General features: G+C 49.0%; 19 protein-coding genes and 1 tRNA gene. 6 read left to right on the top strand and 14 right to left on the bottom strand.

Annotation, left to right across the window (positions count from 1 at the left end; genetic code table 11):
• Positions 1-69 precede the first annotated feature (69 nt).
• The 6 genes from V3O24_RS11150 to V3O24_RS11125 all read left to right on the top strand — a co-directional run bounded on the left by V3O24_RS11150 (position 70) and on the right by V3O24_RS11125 (position 3,139).
• Positions 70-435, top strand: coding sequence for a hypothetical protein (locus V3O24_RS11150; protein WP_331307296.1), 366 nt, complete (start codon positions 70-72; stop codon positions 433-435).
• Positions 435-815: a type II toxin-antitoxin system VapC family toxin gene (locus V3O24_RS11145; RefSeq protein ID WP_104424231.1), complete on the top strand. Its 381-nt coding sequence runs from the start codon at positions 435-437 to the stop codon at positions 813-815. The genes V3O24_RS11150 and V3O24_RS11145 overlap by 1 nt, the downstream gene beginning before the upstream one ends.
• A 184-nt stretch (positions 816-999) precedes the next feature.
• Positions 1,000-1,641, top strand: a complete 642-nt coding sequence (locus tag V3O24_RS11140) for a hypothetical protein (protein WP_331307295.1) — start codon at positions 1,000-1,002, stop codon at positions 1,639-1,641.
• Between the two features lie 41 nt (positions 1,642-1,682).
• The gene (locus V3O24_RS11135) at positions 1,683-1,937 is read left to right on the top strand and encodes a hypothetical protein (RefSeq protein ID WP_331307294.1); all 255 of its coding nucleotides are present in this window, start codon (positions 1,683-1,685) and stop codon (positions 1,935-1,937) included.
• A 50-nt stretch (positions 1,938-1,987) separates the two neighbouring features.
• Entirely contained in the window at positions 1,988-2,416 is a 429-nt protein-coding gene (locus V3O24_RS11130; protein ID WP_331307293.1) for a hypothetical protein, read from the top strand.
• 507 nt (positions 2,417-2,923) lie between these two features.
• Positions 2,924-3,139, top strand: coding sequence for an addiction module protein (locus V3O24_RS11125; protein WP_104424226.1), 216 nt, complete (start codon positions 2,924-2,926; stop codon positions 3,137-3,139).
• A gap of 294 nt (positions 3,140-3,433) precedes the next feature.
• Here V3O24_RS11125 and V3O24_RS11120 read toward each other — a convergent pair whose 3' ends face one another.
• From V3O24_RS11120 to V3O24_RS11055, 14 genes are all read right to left on the bottom strand, one after another.
• Positions 3,434-4,825 carry a glycoside hydrolase family 30 beta sandwich domain-containing protein gene (locus tag V3O24_RS11120; protein ID WP_331307292.1) on the bottom strand — a complete coding sequence of 464 codons (1,392 nt, stop codon included), beginning with the start codon at positions 4,823-4,825 and terminating at the stop codon, positions 3,434-3,436.
• Positions 4,826-4,901: 76 nt separating this feature from the next.
• Positions 4,902-4,977: transfer RNA gene (locus tag V3O24_RS11115), tRNA-Thr, on the bottom strand.
• Positions 4,978-5,018: 41 nt separating this feature from the next.
• A complete protein-coding gene (gene ald, locus V3O24_RS11110) occupies positions 5,019-6,125 on the bottom strand; it encodes an alanine dehydrogenase (protein ID WP_331307291.1) in 1,107 nt (368 codons plus the stop codon).
• Between the two features lie 4 nt (positions 6,126-6,129).
• Positions 6,130-7,116, bottom strand: a complete 987-nt coding sequence (glk, locus tag V3O24_RS11105; RefSeq protein ID WP_331307290.1) for a glucokinase — start codon at positions 7,114-7,116, stop codon at positions 6,130-6,132.
• The gene (locus tag V3O24_RS11100) at positions 7,113-7,571 is read right to left on the bottom strand and encodes a DUF411 domain-containing protein (protein ID WP_331307289.1); all 459 of its coding nucleotides are present in this window, start codon (positions 7,569-7,571) and stop codon (positions 7,113-7,115) included. The genes glk and V3O24_RS11100 overlap by 4 nt, the downstream gene beginning before the upstream one ends.
• A 26-nt stretch (positions 7,572-7,597) precedes the next feature.
• Positions 7,598-8,665 (bottom strand): uroporphyrinogen decarboxylase, encoded by a 1,068-nt coding sequence (gene hemE / locus V3O24_RS11095; protein ID WP_331307288.1) that lies wholly within the window; start codon positions 8,663-8,665, stop codon positions 7,598-7,600.
• Positions 8,666-8,738: 73 nt separating this feature from the next.
• A complete protein-coding gene (locus V3O24_RS11090) occupies positions 8,739-10,424 on the bottom strand; it encodes a hypothetical protein (RefSeq protein ID WP_331307287.1) in 1,686 nt (561 codons plus the stop codon).
• Entirely contained in the window at positions 10,411-11,493 is a 1,083-nt protein-coding gene (gene aroB / locus V3O24_RS11085) for a 3-dehydroquinate synthase (RefSeq protein WP_331307286.1), read from the bottom strand. Before aroB ends, V3O24_RS11090 begins: the two co-directional genes overlap by 14 nt.
• A 105-nt stretch (positions 11,494-11,598) precedes the next feature.
• Entirely contained in the window at positions 11,599-12,123 is a 525-nt protein-coding gene (gene aroK, locus V3O24_RS11080) for a shikimate kinase AroK (protein ID WP_104424218.1), read from the bottom strand.
• A gap of 72 nt (positions 12,124-12,195) precedes the next feature.
• Complete coding sequence (pilQ, locus tag V3O24_RS11075; protein ID WP_331307285.1) at positions 12,196-14,430, bottom strand: type IV pilus secretin PilQ; 2,235 nt, start codon at positions 14,428-14,430, stop codon at positions 12,196-12,198.
• 171 nt (positions 14,431-14,601) lie between these two features.
• Positions 14,602-15,120, bottom strand: coding sequence for a pilus assembly protein PilP (locus tag V3O24_RS11070; RefSeq protein WP_331307342.1), 519 nt, complete (start codon positions 15,118-15,120; stop codon positions 14,602-14,604).
• Positions 15,121-15,365: 245 nt separating this feature from the next.
• A complete protein-coding gene (locus V3O24_RS11065) occupies positions 15,366-15,989 on the bottom strand; it encodes a type 4a pilus biogenesis protein PilO (protein WP_331307284.1) in 624 nt (207 codons plus the stop codon).
• On the bottom strand, positions 15,989-16,612 hold the full coding sequence (locus tag V3O24_RS11060) for a PilN domain-containing protein (protein WP_104424215.1): 624 nt from the start codon (positions 16,610-16,612) through the stop codon (positions 15,989-15,991). The genes V3O24_RS11065 and V3O24_RS11060 overlap by 1 nt, the downstream gene beginning before the upstream one ends.
• Positions 16,612-17,673: a pilus assembly protein PilM gene (locus tag V3O24_RS11055; protein WP_104424214.1), complete on the bottom strand. Its 1,062-nt coding sequence runs from the start codon at positions 17,671-17,673 to the stop codon at positions 16,612-16,614. The genes V3O24_RS11060 and V3O24_RS11055 overlap by 1 nt, the downstream gene beginning before the upstream one ends.
• Positions 17,674-17,695 lie beyond the last annotated feature (22 nt).

Here is a 17,695-nt window from a genome sequence, read left to right as displayed (position 1 = left end):
CTTCTACTCATGGTTGTTTATGGGTGTGGTTTTGGCAATGGTATGCTTTACCGTAACTAAGAGCCTATAATGCCGCTGAACCGCGATGAAAAAAGGGCGCGAGTGAAATGTAATCAGTCCCTTTTCTCTGGGCACCTTGTAGGAGATATGACAATGTTGAAAAGTTATGAGGCGATTTATGATCATGGACGCATTAAATGGCTGGGTGAAGCGCCCAAATTTAAACGTGTGCGGGTGGTATTGGTGGCTGATGATGCCAATGAAATGGATGAGGCTCTTGTGGCGGAAAAACCTAATGGTGCGCAGTTAGTCAGCATTATCCGTGCAACACCGTTAGAACTATTGACAAGCATTGCCGATAAATTTGGCGATCCGGTGGAATGGCAGCGCGAACAACGCAAAGACCGGGTATTGCCAGGCCGTGAGGATGATTGATGATCCTTGACAGCAATATTGTGATTTACGCATTTGAGCCAAAATACCGTGAATCAAGTCTGGAGGATTTTTTACTGCAAGGCGAATTTTCCGTGTCGAACGTAACCCGCTTGGAAGTGATGGGTTATTGGCGAAACTCCGATGCTGAGTTTAGACGTTTCGAGTTGTTTTTTGACGCGACTCATGTCCTTGACGTTTCATTTGAAATTATTGACCGTGCCATTCAATTGCGTCGCCAACGAAGCATGGGACTGGCCGATGCCATGATTGCGGCTACCGCCTTGATTCACCAATTACCGCTGGTAACCCATAATACCCGAGATTTTCAATGGATTTCGGAGTTGGAGTTAATTGATCCGTTGGCGGAGTCTAGCCCATGAATTTAAAATCCTGGCTTGAAATTGGCAGGCATCATAATGACGTGTTGAATATTGATAGGCAGCAAAATGTTGGGCAACGATAAAGCGGTTGCCCACTCGGCTTATAAGTTAAATAAATCTATGCCCACTGGATCCCGGCTGAGGGTTATTAATTATGAGTAATTAAAGTGTATAAAGAATGTATATGGGAAACTTTGAAATTAGACTAATCATATGTTCGTTTATGATTTTAATAACAAGCTGTGCCGTTACCCCTAAAAAACCTCAGATAGCTGAGTATGTTGAATGCCGGAAGATAGCACATGAAAGTTATTTAAAAATAAACCCAAAAATGAACACAGCTAAAGTGCTTGATTATGCCTTATTACTCAATACTTCTCAGATTTATGAATGGACAATAGATGCTATATTCAAAAACACAGATATGTCCCAACAATTAGAAAAAGAGATAGGCCATTTATCCTGTTTTGCTAAAGCACCTTCAAATGAAGAAAAGAAGTGGCTGAAGCCTTATGAAATAAAAGAAGCGAATGCGGAAGCCTCATTCATATTTAAAAAAACACTGCCCATAATAAAAACAATCATTTCACAACAAGAAATCCGTAAGAAAAGCGAGCATAGGTATCTTCTACAAGAAATTGGCACCCAGATTTGTAAAGATGAACGTGGAATCCAATATGTTGGTTTTATTGAACACATAGAGTCAGAAAAATTACAAATTAGGGTTTCTAGTTCTTCATTTATAGGAGTTCCTAATTCTCGCCCAAGTGGATTCCAACCATCCATAATTTGGGATTTCCCAAGCAATTGGTATGTTTGTGAGTAATTGCATTCTTCACGTCCGCTTAACGCTGCAAGCAAGTCGCCGTGCTGATTTTGCATCCAAATGGGGTTAAAAACGACATAGGCGAATGCAATGTGTCACGCCCAGTTGAAAAGGATGCGGAACTTAATGAAAGTTTTGATTTGGAAAACAGCGGCAGTTCTCTTAATTTTAAAGGCCAACAATTGCCGTGGCGTAGTACCATCCTAGAGCGCAAGTCATCATCGTTAGCCACAGGCCAATCTGGGCAGGTGATCATGAAAAAATCCTTATACCCAAAGGGCATAAGTTTCGTTTGAGCAGACAAGCTGCTCAACTCAGCTTTAATGTTGAAGCAAGGGAAACCACTATGAAAGATAAAAATGCCGAACCTAAAGTGTTTGTTTATCAACACAGTAAAGATATACAAGATCCTGTGTTTCACAAGAAAGCTGTGTTGCACAAACAGTTGTTTTTTACTTTGACAGTCGCCGTTGGAATTTTTTTCTCTGCATCTGTTACCGCCAACAGCGCGGAGGTGGAAGCCGCCATTGATTTGATGAAGCAATCGCACATGGATCAATGCCAAAAAATAAAAATCAAGAAAGAACTTCTGATAGCCCATCAGCATCACGATCAAGCCAAATTAAAAGCCTTAGCCCCCGAACTTGATGCCATTAACAAACGCCTCAAACCGACGGAAGACAAATTAACAATTTTAAAATCCGCCATGATGAAAAACCCCGATGACGAAAGCGGCTTTGCAACCGCCATGCTTTACTTGGACGCATGCAATTGAACCTTCAACACGATTAGATTAGATGCACTTAACGCTGATCGAGTGGGAATGACGGGATTGCCCCCCGTCATTCCTCCCACACCACCGGACATGCGGTTTTCCCGAGCAGGACGGGGCAACATGCCCCGTCCTGCTACTCATTGTTCCGATTTGCTGTGCGACACGTCCGGCAACTGCGCAACGTATTTCGCAAAGTGCGGGCGGAACGGCCTTTCACCATCGACGCCATTGTTATTCTGCCGGATCACTTGCATGCTGTTTGGACGTTGCCTGACGGCGATGCCGGTTACTCGGGACGCTGGCGGCGATCAAATCCAACTTTACACACGAACTGCGGCTGTCGGGAATGCCGTTAACGCCGGACAAATGCGGTGAATATCGGCTTTGGCAACGTTTCTCCCTTGAAACCGCGGGTCTATTATTGTATTTTGTAGACGCTACCCTTGGCCGGAAACCGTAGTACAATCATAAGAGCCTGCCTTCGCTATCTCTACTTAGGAAATCACTATGACAGTCATTGAAATAGAAAAATTGTCCGTCACAGAAAAAATACAAGTTATGGAATCTCTTTGGGACAGCTTATGTACTGATGCTGATAACATCAACTCTCCGGCTTGGCATTCCGAGGTATTACAACAAAGGGAAGAAATGCTTAATGATGGAACCGATACCTTTATCGATTGGAATGATGCAAAAAAGGACATTCGCAACCAGCTTCCATGAAAATCCAAATACAGCGATCTGCGCAACGGGATTTAATCGATGGTTACCGGTTTTATAAGCAGCAGGCTTGGGAAGTTATTTTGTAGATACGCTTTTTTCAGACATTGACTCATTGATGATTAACGTCGGAGTTCATCAGATCTATTTCGGGAAATATCATCGCTTATTATCAAAACGATTCCCGTTTGCCGTTTATTATCGGGTTGAAAATCAAACCGCACGAGTCTATGCCGTTCTTGATTGCCGAAGGCACCCGGCATGGACAAGGAAAAAACTGAGCCAAAAATAGGTTTTTTACACCGCCCGCCAAACATAAGTAGCTACGGCGTTTGCTGGCAGAGTGGCTACTGCACTTTTCCCCTGAAAGCGGATAGTAAAGGAACGTGCTTCAGCTTCGTCATTGAGCGCGATCAGAACGATATAACCCTCGGGCGTCAGAAAAGCCACATTCGGCAAGAACTCGTGCTCATCGGAATAAATCCTGACCGAACCGGGGCGGACGAATTTCGCGGCATGGGCGATCACATAGTAGGCGACGTTGCGAACAACCTCTTCACCTATCGTCAACGCGCCGACGCAACGCGCCTCGCCTCCCGGCGTATGAGGGCGGCAAAACGGATCGGAAGCCAGGTTCCATTCAAGCACTACCCGGCTCCAGTTGCGTAGGGAACCGATCAGCACGTTTTTCATGTGCCACATCAAATCCCCCCCGAACTGCCCGTCTATCCCCACCCACTGTTCGGTGAAATACAGTTTCATATCCGGGTAAGCCCGATGCACTTCGGAAAGGGCTGAAATGTCGCCGCCGTACAGATGCCAAGCCGATCCGCTCAGGTAACCGCGCACTTTAGCATCTGCGAAAACTTCCAAAGGGTACTCCTTGACGTCGCAATTGTGGTCCCAGCAAAACAGTTCCACATCGTCCAGCCCGGCTGCCTGCAACGCCGGGCCCAGATGATTTTTGATGAACTCAGCCTGCTCGCCCGCTTCCATGATCATGCTGGGTTCGTTTTTTTCATTCAAGGGTTCGTTCTGCGGGGTGATCGCATGAACGGTGATAGCTCTGTCCCGCATGGCTTGCAGGTATTTGATCAGGTAGGCGGCGTAAACACCGTAACAATCCGGCCTTAGTTTGCCTCCGACAAAACTTTTGCTGGTCTTCATCCAGGTCGGCGGCGACCAAGCTGTTGCCATGATCTTAATCTCGGGGTTGATCGCCAAAATCTCCCGCAACAGCGGAATGACTTCACGGTCGCCGGCCTCGATGTCGAAATGGGCAAGCTCAAAGTCCGATTGTCCGGCAGGCCTGTCGTCATAGCTAAAGCAGCGCTCGCTCAGATCCGACGCACCGATGCTCAGACGCAGAAAACTAACGCCGATGCCGTCCCCATCGGGCAAAAACAGCTCCCGCAACAATGCTTTCCTGTCAGCGGCGGACAAGCGACCGATCAGCATCGCGCTGCCGCCGGTCAACGAAAAACCGAATCCCTCGATGACCTGATACTTCTGCTTGGCATCCACGGTTATCACAGGGAAATCATTGGCGTTGTCGGCAAAACAGAGCTCATTCGGCTGCCGTTGGAACAACGCAGTTTGGTCGGCGGTGGTCAGCCAAACCGCCAAAAAAGAAGAAGGATCTTCCCAAAAAGGAAAAAACGGATCATGGGGATGGGGTTGTTCTGGCATGGAAGTTCCTTTGGAGAAACAACTGGCATTACACACAAAAAAGGGCCAGGCATTCCGCCTAACCCTTTGATCTTTTTGGAGCCAATGATGGGAGTCGAACCCACGACCTACTGATTACGAATCAGTTGCTCTACCAACTGAGCTACATCGGCTTTAGTGCTTATCGTAACTTAGAATGTTACCGTAAAACCATTTAAAACTTATCAATCGACTGGTAGTTATCCAGCATATCCAGACTTTCGGCTACAGCTTTACAGGTGATCTTGCCGTCACAGGTATTAATCGCTTTTGCCAGTGTCTTATCGGTCATTAAAGCCCCTTTCCCGGCATCGGCTATTTTCAGGACATAGGGTAATGTCGCATCGGACAAAGCGATGGTTGATGTTCTGGGATACGCGCCCGGCATGTTGGTCACGCAATAATGGATGACATCGTGTTTGATAAATACCGGGTTGGTATGCGAGGTTGGCTTTGATGTCGCTATGCAGCCGCCCTGATCGATGCTGACATCGACAACAACCGTTCCCTTAGCCATCGACTTGATCATGTCTTCAGTGATTATTTTGGGTGCTTTGGCGCCATGAACCAGCACGGCTCCGACAACCAAATCGGCGTCTTTTACATGCTCGCCGATATTTTCAGGACTCGACAAGAAAAACTCTACATCCGGCAATGATGCGGTTTTTATTTGCTGCATGTGTGCCTGATCAATACCTGCAACAAACACATCGGCCCCCATTCCGCTGGCTACCTGGGCGGCATGTTGGCCGACCACGCCATCGCCGATGATCACGACCTTGCCATGCCGTTTGCCCAGCACTTTGCCTAACTGGACTCCCCTGCCCTGATTGAATTCGGCAAGATAATAACCGCCCATCAGCGCGGCCATGTTTCCGGCAACGGCGCTCATCGGCGCGAGCAGTGGCAAGCGTCCCTGTTCATCTTCCAGGGTTTCGTAGGCAATCGCCGTTGTGCCTTTTTTTAACAGCTCCTGGGTCAAGCTCGGCGTCACACCCGCCAGATGAAAATAGGTAAAAATCATCTGCCGGTCCAAATAAGGGTATTCGGATTCCAAGGGCTCTTTGACTTTGACCACCAGATCGACCGCCCAGGCAGCGGAGGCTGAAACCAACTGTGCGCCGGCCTGCTGATATTGCTCGTTGCTAAATCCCGAGCCTAATCCGGCATCGATCTCAATAAGGACCTGATGTCCTTTTTGAATTAAATGCCGCACGCCGTCGGGTGTGATTGCAACCCGGCCTTCCTGATCTTTTATTTCTTTGGGGACGCCAATTTTCATTGCTTTATCCTAGCCTCTTTTTTGCGTAACTGAGCGCGCCCGACAAGGCGACCTCGGGGTTGGTGCAGACTTTAACCGATAGTTTCTGCAACACGGCCCGGCAGCGTCCTTTTGCCAAAAAACCGCGCATAAATTCACCTTGTTGCAGCACGGGCAGGATTTTTGCGCCTATGCCTCCGGCCAGGTAAACGCCGCCATACGGCAGGCATTTAAGCGCCAGATTTCCCGATTCCGAACCATAGAGCCGGCAAAACAGTTTTAACGCCTCAACGCACAACGCATCGCTGCCGACAACGCCCGCTTCGCCTATGACTGCGGCAGGGTCTCGTTCGGTCATCTGCTGCTCGGTCTCAGGATTGGTTTGTGCATAGTTGATGTGTTTGAGAAATTGATAAATGTTGATCAGGCCTTCACCTGACAACAATCGCTCCCAGCTGACATGCTCCGGGTACTTTTCCATCAAGTACCTGAGCAAGGCTATTTCCTGCTCATTAGTCGGCGAAAAATCGGTATGCCCGCCTTCACTGGCGATAACCTGATGCGCGGCGCCATCCCATGCGATGATTGCCTCGCCCAAGCCTGTTCCGGCGGCAACTACGGCAGTATGGCCTTGCTGACTTTGCGCATCGGGATTCAATTCAACAAAATTACGCTCCGGCAAATCCAGCAAACCCCATGCGGCGGCTTCCAGGTCATTCAACAACCAGACATTTTGGCTGTTTACGCGATCGCCGATCTCTTTACTGCTGAGCACCCACGGCAAATTGGTTGTTTCGCAACGGCCGTTGTCAACAACGCCGGCGACTCCGATGCAAACGGCCGCTACCTGCGGGCAAGCGGCATCGGTCAAAAATTCCGACAATAATGTGGTAAACGTCTGATAGTTCGCGCTGGGAAATTGCTCTTTTTTAAGGCATTTAACCTCATCGCCTTCCGTCTTAAACAGCGCCAGGATGGTTTTTGTACCGCCTACGTCGCCGGCTAAAATCATTGTGTACCTTCGTAGCTGTTGAATACCTTGGTGTGGTTTTCGCGGTCGAAACTCAGCACTTTATAAGCGTCCTTGCTATCGCCCATCTCCATGCCGGGACTGCCGTCAACCATGCCGGGAACGGCTATTCCGACAACTTTAGATTTGGTTGTCAACAGCGTCTTAATGTCGTTTGCAGGCACATGGCCTTCGACAACATAGCCGTCGACGATGGCCGTGTGGCAGGATGCTATTTCCCGGCTAACGCCGTATTTATCCTTTACCGCCTGCACGTCATTGGTGACGACATCTTTTACATTGAAATTATTATCTTTCAGATGCTCCAACCACTTGCCGCAACAAGTGCAGCTTGGGCTTCTATGAACCACGATGTCGATAGGCTTGTCCTCAGCCCTAACGCCCGCCGTATTGGCAGCGAGCAAGCCGATTATCAACAAGTTTTTCAATATTTTCATGCTCGAAACTCCTAATATTTTGATGCTTAGTCCTGATGATAAGCCCGGCTATGCTCATGCACGGCATCGACCATCGCTTTAACATGATCAGGGTTCATATCGGGCAAGATGCCGTGCCCCAAGTTGAACACATGGCCGGAACCCGAACCGTATTTATGCAAAATGGTTTTTACTTTTCCAGTAATGACGTCCGGGTTTGCATAAAGCGCAACCGGGTCCATATTGCCCTGCAAGGCGACACGATGGCCTACTCTGGCGCGAGCCTGTTGCATATCGGTCTGCCAATCGAGGCCCAAGGCATCATAGCCTGAATCGGCCATGGCTTCCAGCCAAAGCCCGCCGCCTTTAGTGAACAGGATGGTCGGGATCTGTTGCCCGTCTACATGAGTTTTAAGCTGCGCCCTGACTTGCTTGGCGTAGTATAAGGAAAATTCGGCATAATCTTCGGTCGACAACATGCCGCCCCAGGTATCGAACAGCATGACCGCCTGAGCGCCCGCCTCGATCTGCGCATTCAAATAGGCCGCAACCGATTGCGCCAACTTGTCCAACATAACGTGCATCAACTTGGGCTGTTCGTACATCATGCCTTTAACTTTTTGAAAGCTCTTGCTGCTGCCGCCCTCGACCATATAGGTTGCCAGCGTCCAGGGGCTGCCGGAAAAGCCGATCAACGGAACGCTGCCTTGCAGGTTTTTCCGTATCAGCCGAACCGCATCGACCACGTAACGCAAATCGGTTTCAGGATCAGGAACCGGTAATTTAGCGACATCGGCTGCGGTTCTGACCGGATGAGTAAATTTAGGCCCTTCGCCTTCGGTAAAATAAAGTCCCAAACCCATTGCGTCGGGAATGGTCAATATATCCGAAAACAGAATCGCCGCATCGAAGCCAAAACGCCGTAACGGCTGCAAGGTGACTTCGCAAGCCAGCTCAGGATTGGTGCACAGATCTAAAAAACTGCCGGCCTGCTCCCTGACCTTTCTGTATTCAGGTAAATAACGACCCGCCTGGCGCATCATCCAAATCGGTGTGTACTCAACAGGTTGTTTTAACAGCGCTCTAATAAAGGTGTCGTTTTTTAATACTGTCATGGATTTAATTATTCAGGTTTAAAATTTTGTAGGATGGGTAGAACGGTAGCGAAACCCATCCTACACAACTTAGTTATTGTTTTATCGCGCTCATTTTTCTTACCAGCGCCTTTCGGAATTCGAACGGCAAGGATTGTCTAGCTTTATTTGCCGATGCCATATCAGGATATGAACCGTAAACTAAAATGAACTTCTGTTGACCGTTCGCTATCGTGTTAATGGTTCTAAACCCCGAACTCATCTCCGGATATTTCCTGAGCAGGCCGTCAACCGACGATTGTTTGGATAATACCATAAGTTGCAGGGTGAAATTATTTGCCGACTGCGCCAATGATTCGTTAGTCTCCACTTGCCGGGGCACCAACGTTTCTACAACCGCCCCTCCGGGAAGCGGCGCAATTTCTACGGGCTTTTCAGGTATCTGAATGGTTTCCAGACCATTGGGTGTAAACGGCTTAAAACTGTCCGCCAACTTCTTCAACTGCGCTTGTCTGGTTTTTTCTTGCTCAACCGCACGCTGCGCAGCCGCTTGTTTATTTTTAAGCGGTTGATCAACCGCAGGCACCGGCTCGGACGGGGCTTTAACTTCCGGCTTTACGGGAACGGGAGGCTCGATGACCTGCTGTTGCCGGGCATCAGGGGCTTTTTCAGCGGACGGTTGTTCAGGCGGCTTAATCGACGTTTCGGGCTGTGCTGCGGGAACCGCAGCTTGCCCAGCCCCTACGCCTGTATTTACGCCAGCCGCAGGCTCTATGGCATTTGCCGGCGCGGCTTGCACCGGCTGCGGTATTACCGGCTGGGCAGCCGGCAATACCGGTTCTTTCGGTAATTCATCCGGGCGTTGCTCGATTTTTTGCAGCGGTGCAGCCGTGCCGCTTGCTGCGTTACCGTCGCTCCCTGCAGTCGACAGATCCAGCATTATCGGGGTCTCTGTTCGTGGCGGAGGCGGGATGTCGATAATGTCTGTTTTTTGTTGAACCGGCGCAGGCGCAACGGTTTTGTCATCCTTTCTTGATGTTGTCAGCAATTGAATACCGAACACTATCGCAATGGCTGCTGCAACGGCAATGACAAACATCCATTTCAATTTTCCGCCCTGTTTGGCGACGGGCAAGCCGGAAACTTCAGCGATAATACGCCCCGGAACGCCATGCGTTTCCCGATAGATGTGCTCTATCATGTTTTCGCCGATTGCATCAAACGGCAAGTTTAAAGAAGGTTTTGTGGACAGATGCTGTAAAAAATCACCGCACTGCCTCTCCGATAAAGGCGGGATTTCAACAATATGACAATCATCAACCGCACGATCCGATCCCCGTTTCATCTGCAATTCATCATGCGTTAAGGCGAAGATGACCCTTAAAATAGGATTTGCCGCGGCATATTGAATGACGGCCGTGATCAGGCCCGGTACTAATTCGCCGGCATTATCGACAATCAATACGATTTGTTTATATTGCCCCGGCGACCGGACCCTGGCTAACTGCTCGTAAATCGCCTCAAAGCTTAAGTCGGCATTGCCTTGCATCAGGCAATACCGTCGTGATTCAGTCTTGCGCTCCTGCAAAACGTTAAGCAGCGTCGTTTTACCGATGCCTTTCGGCCCGCAGACGACAAGGGCTTGCGTCAGGTTTGAAAGCAGATGGATTAATAAATCAAGCTTCTGCATCCGCTCCTTTGTTATCAAGGAATGAACAGCCTCATTTGCCGGGTCCCGGCGCGGCTGTTTTATCCAGAGGACATCATCATCTTCTACCATAAGTTTTAAGCGTCATCTCCAATAATTCTCGATCTACGTCAACAGGCAGAGTTGCCATGCCGATTTTTTGCAACAGGATCAGTCTGATTTGACCGTCGACATTTTTTTTGTCTACCGCCATTAATTCCAAAAACCGGTCCGAAGCAATTTGCTCCGGCGGATGTACGGGCAATCCGGCTTTTTTAAACAGCGCAATAATTCTTTCGACATCTTCATCGTTCAGCCAGCCTTTTCGTCTGGAAAGATCGGCGGCCTGGCAGGTGCCGATGGCGACCGCCTCGCCATGAAGGTATGCGCCGTAACCGGCGCCGGTTTCTATCGCATGGCCGAAAGTATGGCCTAAATTTAACGTCGCCCTGACGCCGGTTTCGGTTTCATCCTCGGCGACAATTTCGGCCTTGTTAATGCACGACCGCTCAATCGCATAAGCCAATGCCTGCTTGTCTCTAGTCAATAACGCATCGATATTGTGCTCCAGCCATTCAAAGAACTCAGCATCCCTGATCAAGCCGTATTTAATCACTTCGGCCAGCCCCGCCGCTAATTGGCGGTCATCCAGCGTATCCAAAACGTCGGCGTCGGCGATAACGCATTGCGGCTGGTAAAAAGCGCCAATCATGTTTTTACCCAGCGGATGATTAACGCCGGTTTTTCCGCCTACCGAGGAATCGACCTGAGCCAACAATGTTGTCGGTATTTGCAGAAAAGGAATCCCTCGCTGATAGCAGGCCGCCGCAAAGCCGCCCATGTCGCCGATAACGCCGCCGCCTAACGCGATCAGGCTGGCGTTACGGCTAAATCTGCACGCCAGCAGCTTATCGAAAATTTGCGCGACAACATCCAAAGTCTTGAATTGTTCGCCATCGGGCAGTATCACTGTTTCAACAATATAGCCCTGTAAGTTTTTTAAAACTGTGTCCAGGTACAACGGGGCAATGGTTTCATTGGTAACCACGACAACCTGCTTGGACTTTATATGCTTTGTGAATAATTCGGACTGGCCCAATAAACCGGAGCCTATATAAATCGGGTAACTACGGTCACCTAATTCAACCTGTAATTTTTTCATATTTATCAACGCTTATAGATTGGATTGGCGTAGCGCAATCCGGTATTTGCCGCTTCGATGTGCCGGGTTACGCTACGCCAACCCGTTCTTTGTAGATTTTGTTTGCTAACGGTTAACTGACTTATATTCTTCTAAAATACGGCTGACGACTTCTTTGCTTTGCATAACGCCGGTATCAACTTTAAAATCGGCGCAAGACAAATACAGGGGTTCACGCTGCGTGAATAAGGTCTCTATACGTTCTCTGGGATTATCCGTTTTCAGCAGTGGACGCTGCGTGTCCCTGCGCGTCCTCTCCAGAATCCTTTCTACCGAGCATTGCAAATAAACGATAAATCCATTTTCCTTCAACAACCTGCGATTTTCTTCACGCAAAACAGCACCGCCGCCGGTAGCCAGCACAATACCCTTCATTTGCGTCAATTGCTGAATCATCTTCTGTTCCCGATCCCTGAATCCCTCTTCCCCCTCGAACTCGAATATAGTCGGAATATCCACACCGGTTCTTTCCTCAATCGCCTTGTCGCTGTCATAAAAAGGCACTGACAACGCTCTGGCTAATTGCCGCCCTATCGTGGTTTTCCCTGCACCCATCAGGCCTACTAAATATATATTCTCTGATCGCGTCATAACCTGCCTTCCTGCGGCTAAACCATTAAAAAAGGGGGCATTATGCCCCCTTTTTGATCCAAGTAGAAGCAATCAATCGCTGACCAGATTATCCTGCATGATTTTTGGCGTGACAAAAATCAGTAATTCTTTCTTAGTCTTCTCCTCTGTTGAATTGGTAAATAAAAACCCAATACCCGGCAGGTCGGCGAAAAATGGGATTTTATTCTTGCCTATTGATTCAGACCCTTCATAAACGCCTCCTAAAACAACCGTTTCTCCATCCTCAACGAGAACCGAGGTTTTGATCTGTCTTTTGTCAATCCCGGGGTTGCCCGAAACAGGGTTGCTTGTTGTGTTCTCATTATCCTTCTTAACCAGCAAATTCATGATAACCGAGCCATTGGGGGTAATCTGCGGCGTTGCGTTTAACTCAAGGACGGCATCGATATAAGTCGTTGTCGGCGGTGTATTGGCCGTCCCAGGCGTTGTCACCGGAATCTGGACACCTTGCGTCATAACCGCCGTGCATCGGTCCATCGTCATTACCCTCGGGTTGGACACTATTTCCCCCCTGCCTTCAATTTGTAACGCCTGTAGCTCAAGATTCAACACATAATCGGCGCCTCTGGCGAGGGTCATTCCCAACGCCCCCGGCGGAGTCGCCGTTAGGGCTTCGACGCCCAAATCGACCAGCAAATCGGTTGGTTTTCTTGTGTTTATAGTAGGATCCCCTCCACTTGAAGCCACCTCAGTTCCGCCCACAGCGAACGTTTTACTAGAACCTATAGTCGCTTCTTTTGCTACACCAAACTTGACGCCTAAATTTTCAGTAAAACTATCATCGGCAATCACAACCCGCGCCTCAATCATCACCTGGCGCACAGGAACATCAAGCTTGCGTATCAGTTTCTTGACCTCATCCAGGCGCTTCGCCGTCTCGCGAACAATCAAGGTATTGGTTCTGGCATCGACAACGGCCGATCCGCGGGCAGAAAGCAAGCCGAACTTGTCATTACCGCCTTCCGAACCACTGGCGCTACCAGCCCCGCCGGCCTGGCCTTGACCGGCTTGCCCCCCGCCCGTGGCGCCGCCGGCGGAAGCGGAAGAGGCCGTTGTTGATGAAGCAGTTCCAGTTGCGCCGGTCACCCCGCAACTGCCAAAAGCACCGGTATCGCGGCCATTCAACAGATTTCTAAAGTTCTCTGCCTTGGCGTAATTGATTTTAATGTACTCAGTCACCAGCGGATCCAGCTGTTCAACAACTTTATCGGTTTCCTGCTGTTTCTGCTTGTAGTCCTTGATCTTGTCCAGCGTTGAAATCAGCGTGACATTACCGGACTCGTACTTGCCCAACTCCTTGGTCATCATGATAAAGTCGAGCGCTTCATCCCAAGGCACATCGTCCAGCTTTAAGGTAATCGTACCCGTTACATCATCGCCGGCAACCACATTCTGCCCGGTAAATTCGGCCAGAATGGCAATCACACTGCGGATTTCGATTTCCTGGAAATTTAAAGATAACCTGTCGCCGGTATATTTGGTGCGCGACCTTTCCAGCGCATCTTTCTCTTCATTGCTTAAGGGGCGAAACTCAACGGTCAACAACCCGTCCGCTTGAAACACCGAATAATCGTAAAGCGCATTTTGCAGCGTCACGGTAATCGTGGTTTGCTGGTCGGCCGACACGGTATCAATAAACTTGACCGGCGTTGCAAACTCGGAGACATCGAGCCTTTTAGCCAAACTTTGAGGTAAGCGGGTGTTTAAAAAACTGATGACGACTTTCCCACCTTGTTCCTTAGAGTTAACGATAGTGTTGGGATTAGCCAGCGAAACCAGTATGCGTCCCTCGCCTTTGTCGCCGCGCTTAAAGTCAAACCCGCTAATATCTTGTGCGGGGATTAAGGCTGCCACTACTGCATTAGTCGTCTTTGTTAGGACAGGCGCTGTCGGCTTTGGCGGCGTTGCAACAGCCGGTGGAAGAGCCGGCGGTTTTAACTCGGCAGGCATTACAGCCTTTGCCCGCGTTAGGGTCAGTACCACTTTATTGCCGACCACCTTGGTATCAAACGGTATTGTCTCAAGCAGGTTAACAACAACACGAACCCTGTCGCCCGCTTCCACGACATAAACGCTGTTCGCCGCCCCCTGATTGATCGGGTACATTTTTTTTGCCAGTCCGCTTTTTACACCCGGAAAATCCAGGGCGATACGCGCAGGATTATCGGTTTTAAATACTTTAGGCGTAGCCGCGGGCCCCGTCATTTCCATTTCAATCTGCAACTTATCAGCTGACGGCGTCGCAAAATCTATCTTTGATAACAACAGTTCACCTGCCTGAGCAGATGCGAGCTGAAATACGAATAGGAGCAAACCTAAGCCAATAGGCATACATGATGATCGCCACGTCTTACCCTGCCCTCTGAACGGTATGGCTCCCCTGTGGGTATTCGCCATAACGCAGCCTTGTTTATTATTCATTTATTGTCCTCAAAATCACTCTGTCAACGCTATTGAAGCCGGTTGTTCGCGCCACGTTCCCGGCTTATCGGGCACTATTTCGATCAATTCGATTTTATCGCTAACTATCCGTATGATTTTCCCATAATTTTTCCCCATATAGTTCCCAACTTTGACGCGATAGATGGTGCCGTCGCTGGCTTTTACCAATCCCCACAAACTCGACTTCATATCGACAGTACCCACCATTTTCAGGACATCCAAAGGGAACATCTCCAGCTCTTCTTTACGCCGCGCCGTATCCGGTTTTATGCCGCTAGCCTTTGAAACATCTACGCTGTCGGCCTGTTCGGGCTGCTCCAACGGCTTAAACGGATCGCGCAGGCCTTCCGGTTTAAAAATAAAAGGCTCAATAACTTTGATTTCAGGCAAGGGCTTAATGGCCTCTTTAGGCCTGGCCTTAACTTCCGCTATATAGCGGTTTAAGTCCGCAAAGTCATCGTTGCCGCATCCGGTCAACAAAACTATAAAAACCACACAAGTTACGACCGCCAAGGATGGTGGAAGTGTCGCAACGGGTAGGGAACCCGTGCAACCGACCGCCAAGGATGGTGGGAGTGTCGCAACGGGTAGGGAACTCGTGCGACCGACCGCCAAGGGTGACGGAAGTGTCGCGACCGGTACGACTGCATGGATGCAGGAGGTAGAGCAACGCAGGGAGCTGTTGCCGAGGGAATCGGTGCGGCGTTGCAAACCTGCTTGTGCGGCTCCACTGGACAAAGGCAATTTGTTATATTCCATTACTTTCTCGCCCTTTTCTTTTTGGCCGTCTCAGCGGCTTCATCAACGCTTTCGTTATAGGTCTTTACCGTTGCATTCATCTTCATTTCCCCGGTCTTTCCGTCCTTGCTTTCGGGAATAATATTTACGTCGTGTACGGTAACAATCCGCGGCAACGAGGCCAAACCACTCACAAACAACCCCAGCTCCTCATATTTTCCAATAACCTCTATATCGATCGGCAACTCTGAATAGAAGTCTTTTCGAATCGCCGCACCCGGTTTAAATAACCGGAATTCCAGACCGCTGGCCAATCCTGTCTGGGAAATATCAATCAACAGGCTGGCAAGCTCTTCTTTTGTCGGCATTTGGCGGATCATATCCTCCAGTTCCGTTTCAATTTGCGTCAATTGATCCTGATAATCCTGAAGATTGATTGATTTCTTTTGCTTCGTCTCAAACGCCTGCTTTAACTCCCGCTCTTTTTTCTCGGAGACATCAAGCGCCGCCAATTGATCAAGCGTGTCATAGTAAACACCCGCACTGAAAACCAGAACGCATATGACGGCAATCGCCGCCGCTTTAATGGGCAATGGCCAAGACCCCGCCTCATTAAGATCCCAGTTAATTTCCGACAAATTCATTAGTTCCCCCCGGCCGGACGGATCGCTTCCTTACCGCTTGCGGGACTTCCGCCACCCGTGGCAGTCGCGGCTTGCGCATCTTGACCGCCTTGCTTTGCATGCAGAATGAAATCGCTTAACTGTTCGGAATTAACCTTACTTCCAGTATGAATCACATCAAGCGTAGGAACTTTAAGCCAGGCCGAAGCCTCAATAGCCCGCATAAAAGCGGAAACGCGGGCATTGGTTTGCGACTTGCCTTCAAAATTCAGCTCATCCCCTTTCTGGGTGAACTTCGTCAGAAAAACCCCGTCCGGTGTAACTCTCGGAAGCTCATCGAATAAATGCACAATCTCAGGACGGCTTTCCTGTAATTTCTGAATTAATTCTATTTTGGTCAGCAACTTGCTTTTTTGTTCCTCAATCGTTTTGATTTTGGCGATTTTTATATCCAATAATGCTATTTCGTCCTGTATTAGCTTGTTTCTTTGTTCCTGATAAGCCTTTAATCCCTCGATATACATGTGAAGCCCGGCAAAAATAAGCGCCGTGAATAAAACCGCCACGCCGATGGCATTGATAAAATCCTGTTTTTTCTGCGCGCGCAGCTCTTCACGCCACGGGAGCAAATTGATTTTTGCCATTAATCAAAACTCCTCAATGCCAACCCGCACGCAATCATCATTGCCGATGCATCGTTACTCAATGACTGAGGTTTTACCTTATTGGATAGCGCCATATTGATGAAAGGATTGGCTATAAAGGTAGGTATTCCTAGGGTCTGTTGAACCAGTTTGTCGATGCCGGGTATTGAGGCGCAACCGCCCGCCAGAACAAGATTGTCGATACGTCTATTCGCGCTTGATGAAATAAAAAACTGTATCGACCGCTGAATTTGCTGAACCATTGCCCGTTTAAACGGCTCAAGTACGTCGACTGCATAGTTATCCGGCAGTCCGCCCAGCTTTTTTGCCAAGCCGGCCTCTTCATAAGTTAAACCGTAGCGGCGCTGAATCTCTTCAGTCAACTGCCTGCCGCCAAAGCCTTGCTCTCTTGTGTACACGGTACGGCAATTATGTAGAACATTTAACGCCGTCATGGTTGCCCCGATATCCACAATAGCAACCGTCTGGCCTTCAACGGCATCCGGCAATTGATCGATCAGCAAGGTAAAGGCGTTTTCCATCGCAAAGGCTTCAACATCGACAATTTTGGCTTTCAAACCGGCCTTGACCAACACTTCGACGCGATCCGCGATAATCTCCTTTCTCGACGCCGCGAGCAGCACATTGACCATTTCAGGGTTATTTTCATTTTGCCCCTGTACTTCAAAATCGAAATTAACCTCGTCAAGCGAGTAAGGCACATACTGGTCCGCTTCAACCATGATTTGATCTTCCATTTCATCATCGGTTAATGAAGCGGGCATCGGTATCACCTTGGTCATCACTGAAGAGCCGGCAACAGCGACAGACGCTTGCTTTAACTTTGAGCCGGATTGCTTTAAAGCGATTTTTATCGCTTCAGCGATCACTTCAATGTTTGCTATATTTTTATCAACAACAGCATCTTGCGGCAAAGGCGCTACCGCGTAACTTTCAACCCGGTAACGGGCGCCGACCTTGCTCAATTCGAGCAATTTTATAGCTGCGGTACTGATATCAATACCTAGAACGGCGCTCTGTTTCTGCCCAAACCAACTCATGAACTATCCCTTGAAAAACTTG

This window comes from Methylobacter sp. Wu8 (assembly GCF_036440755.1).
GTDB lineage: Bacteria > Pseudomonadota > Gammaproteobacteria > Methylococcales > Methylomonadaceae > Methylobacter_A > Methylobacter_A tundripaludum_A.
The sequence above is the reverse complement of the archived record's forward strand: the minus strand, read 5'-3'. Positions and strand labels throughout refer to the sequence as shown.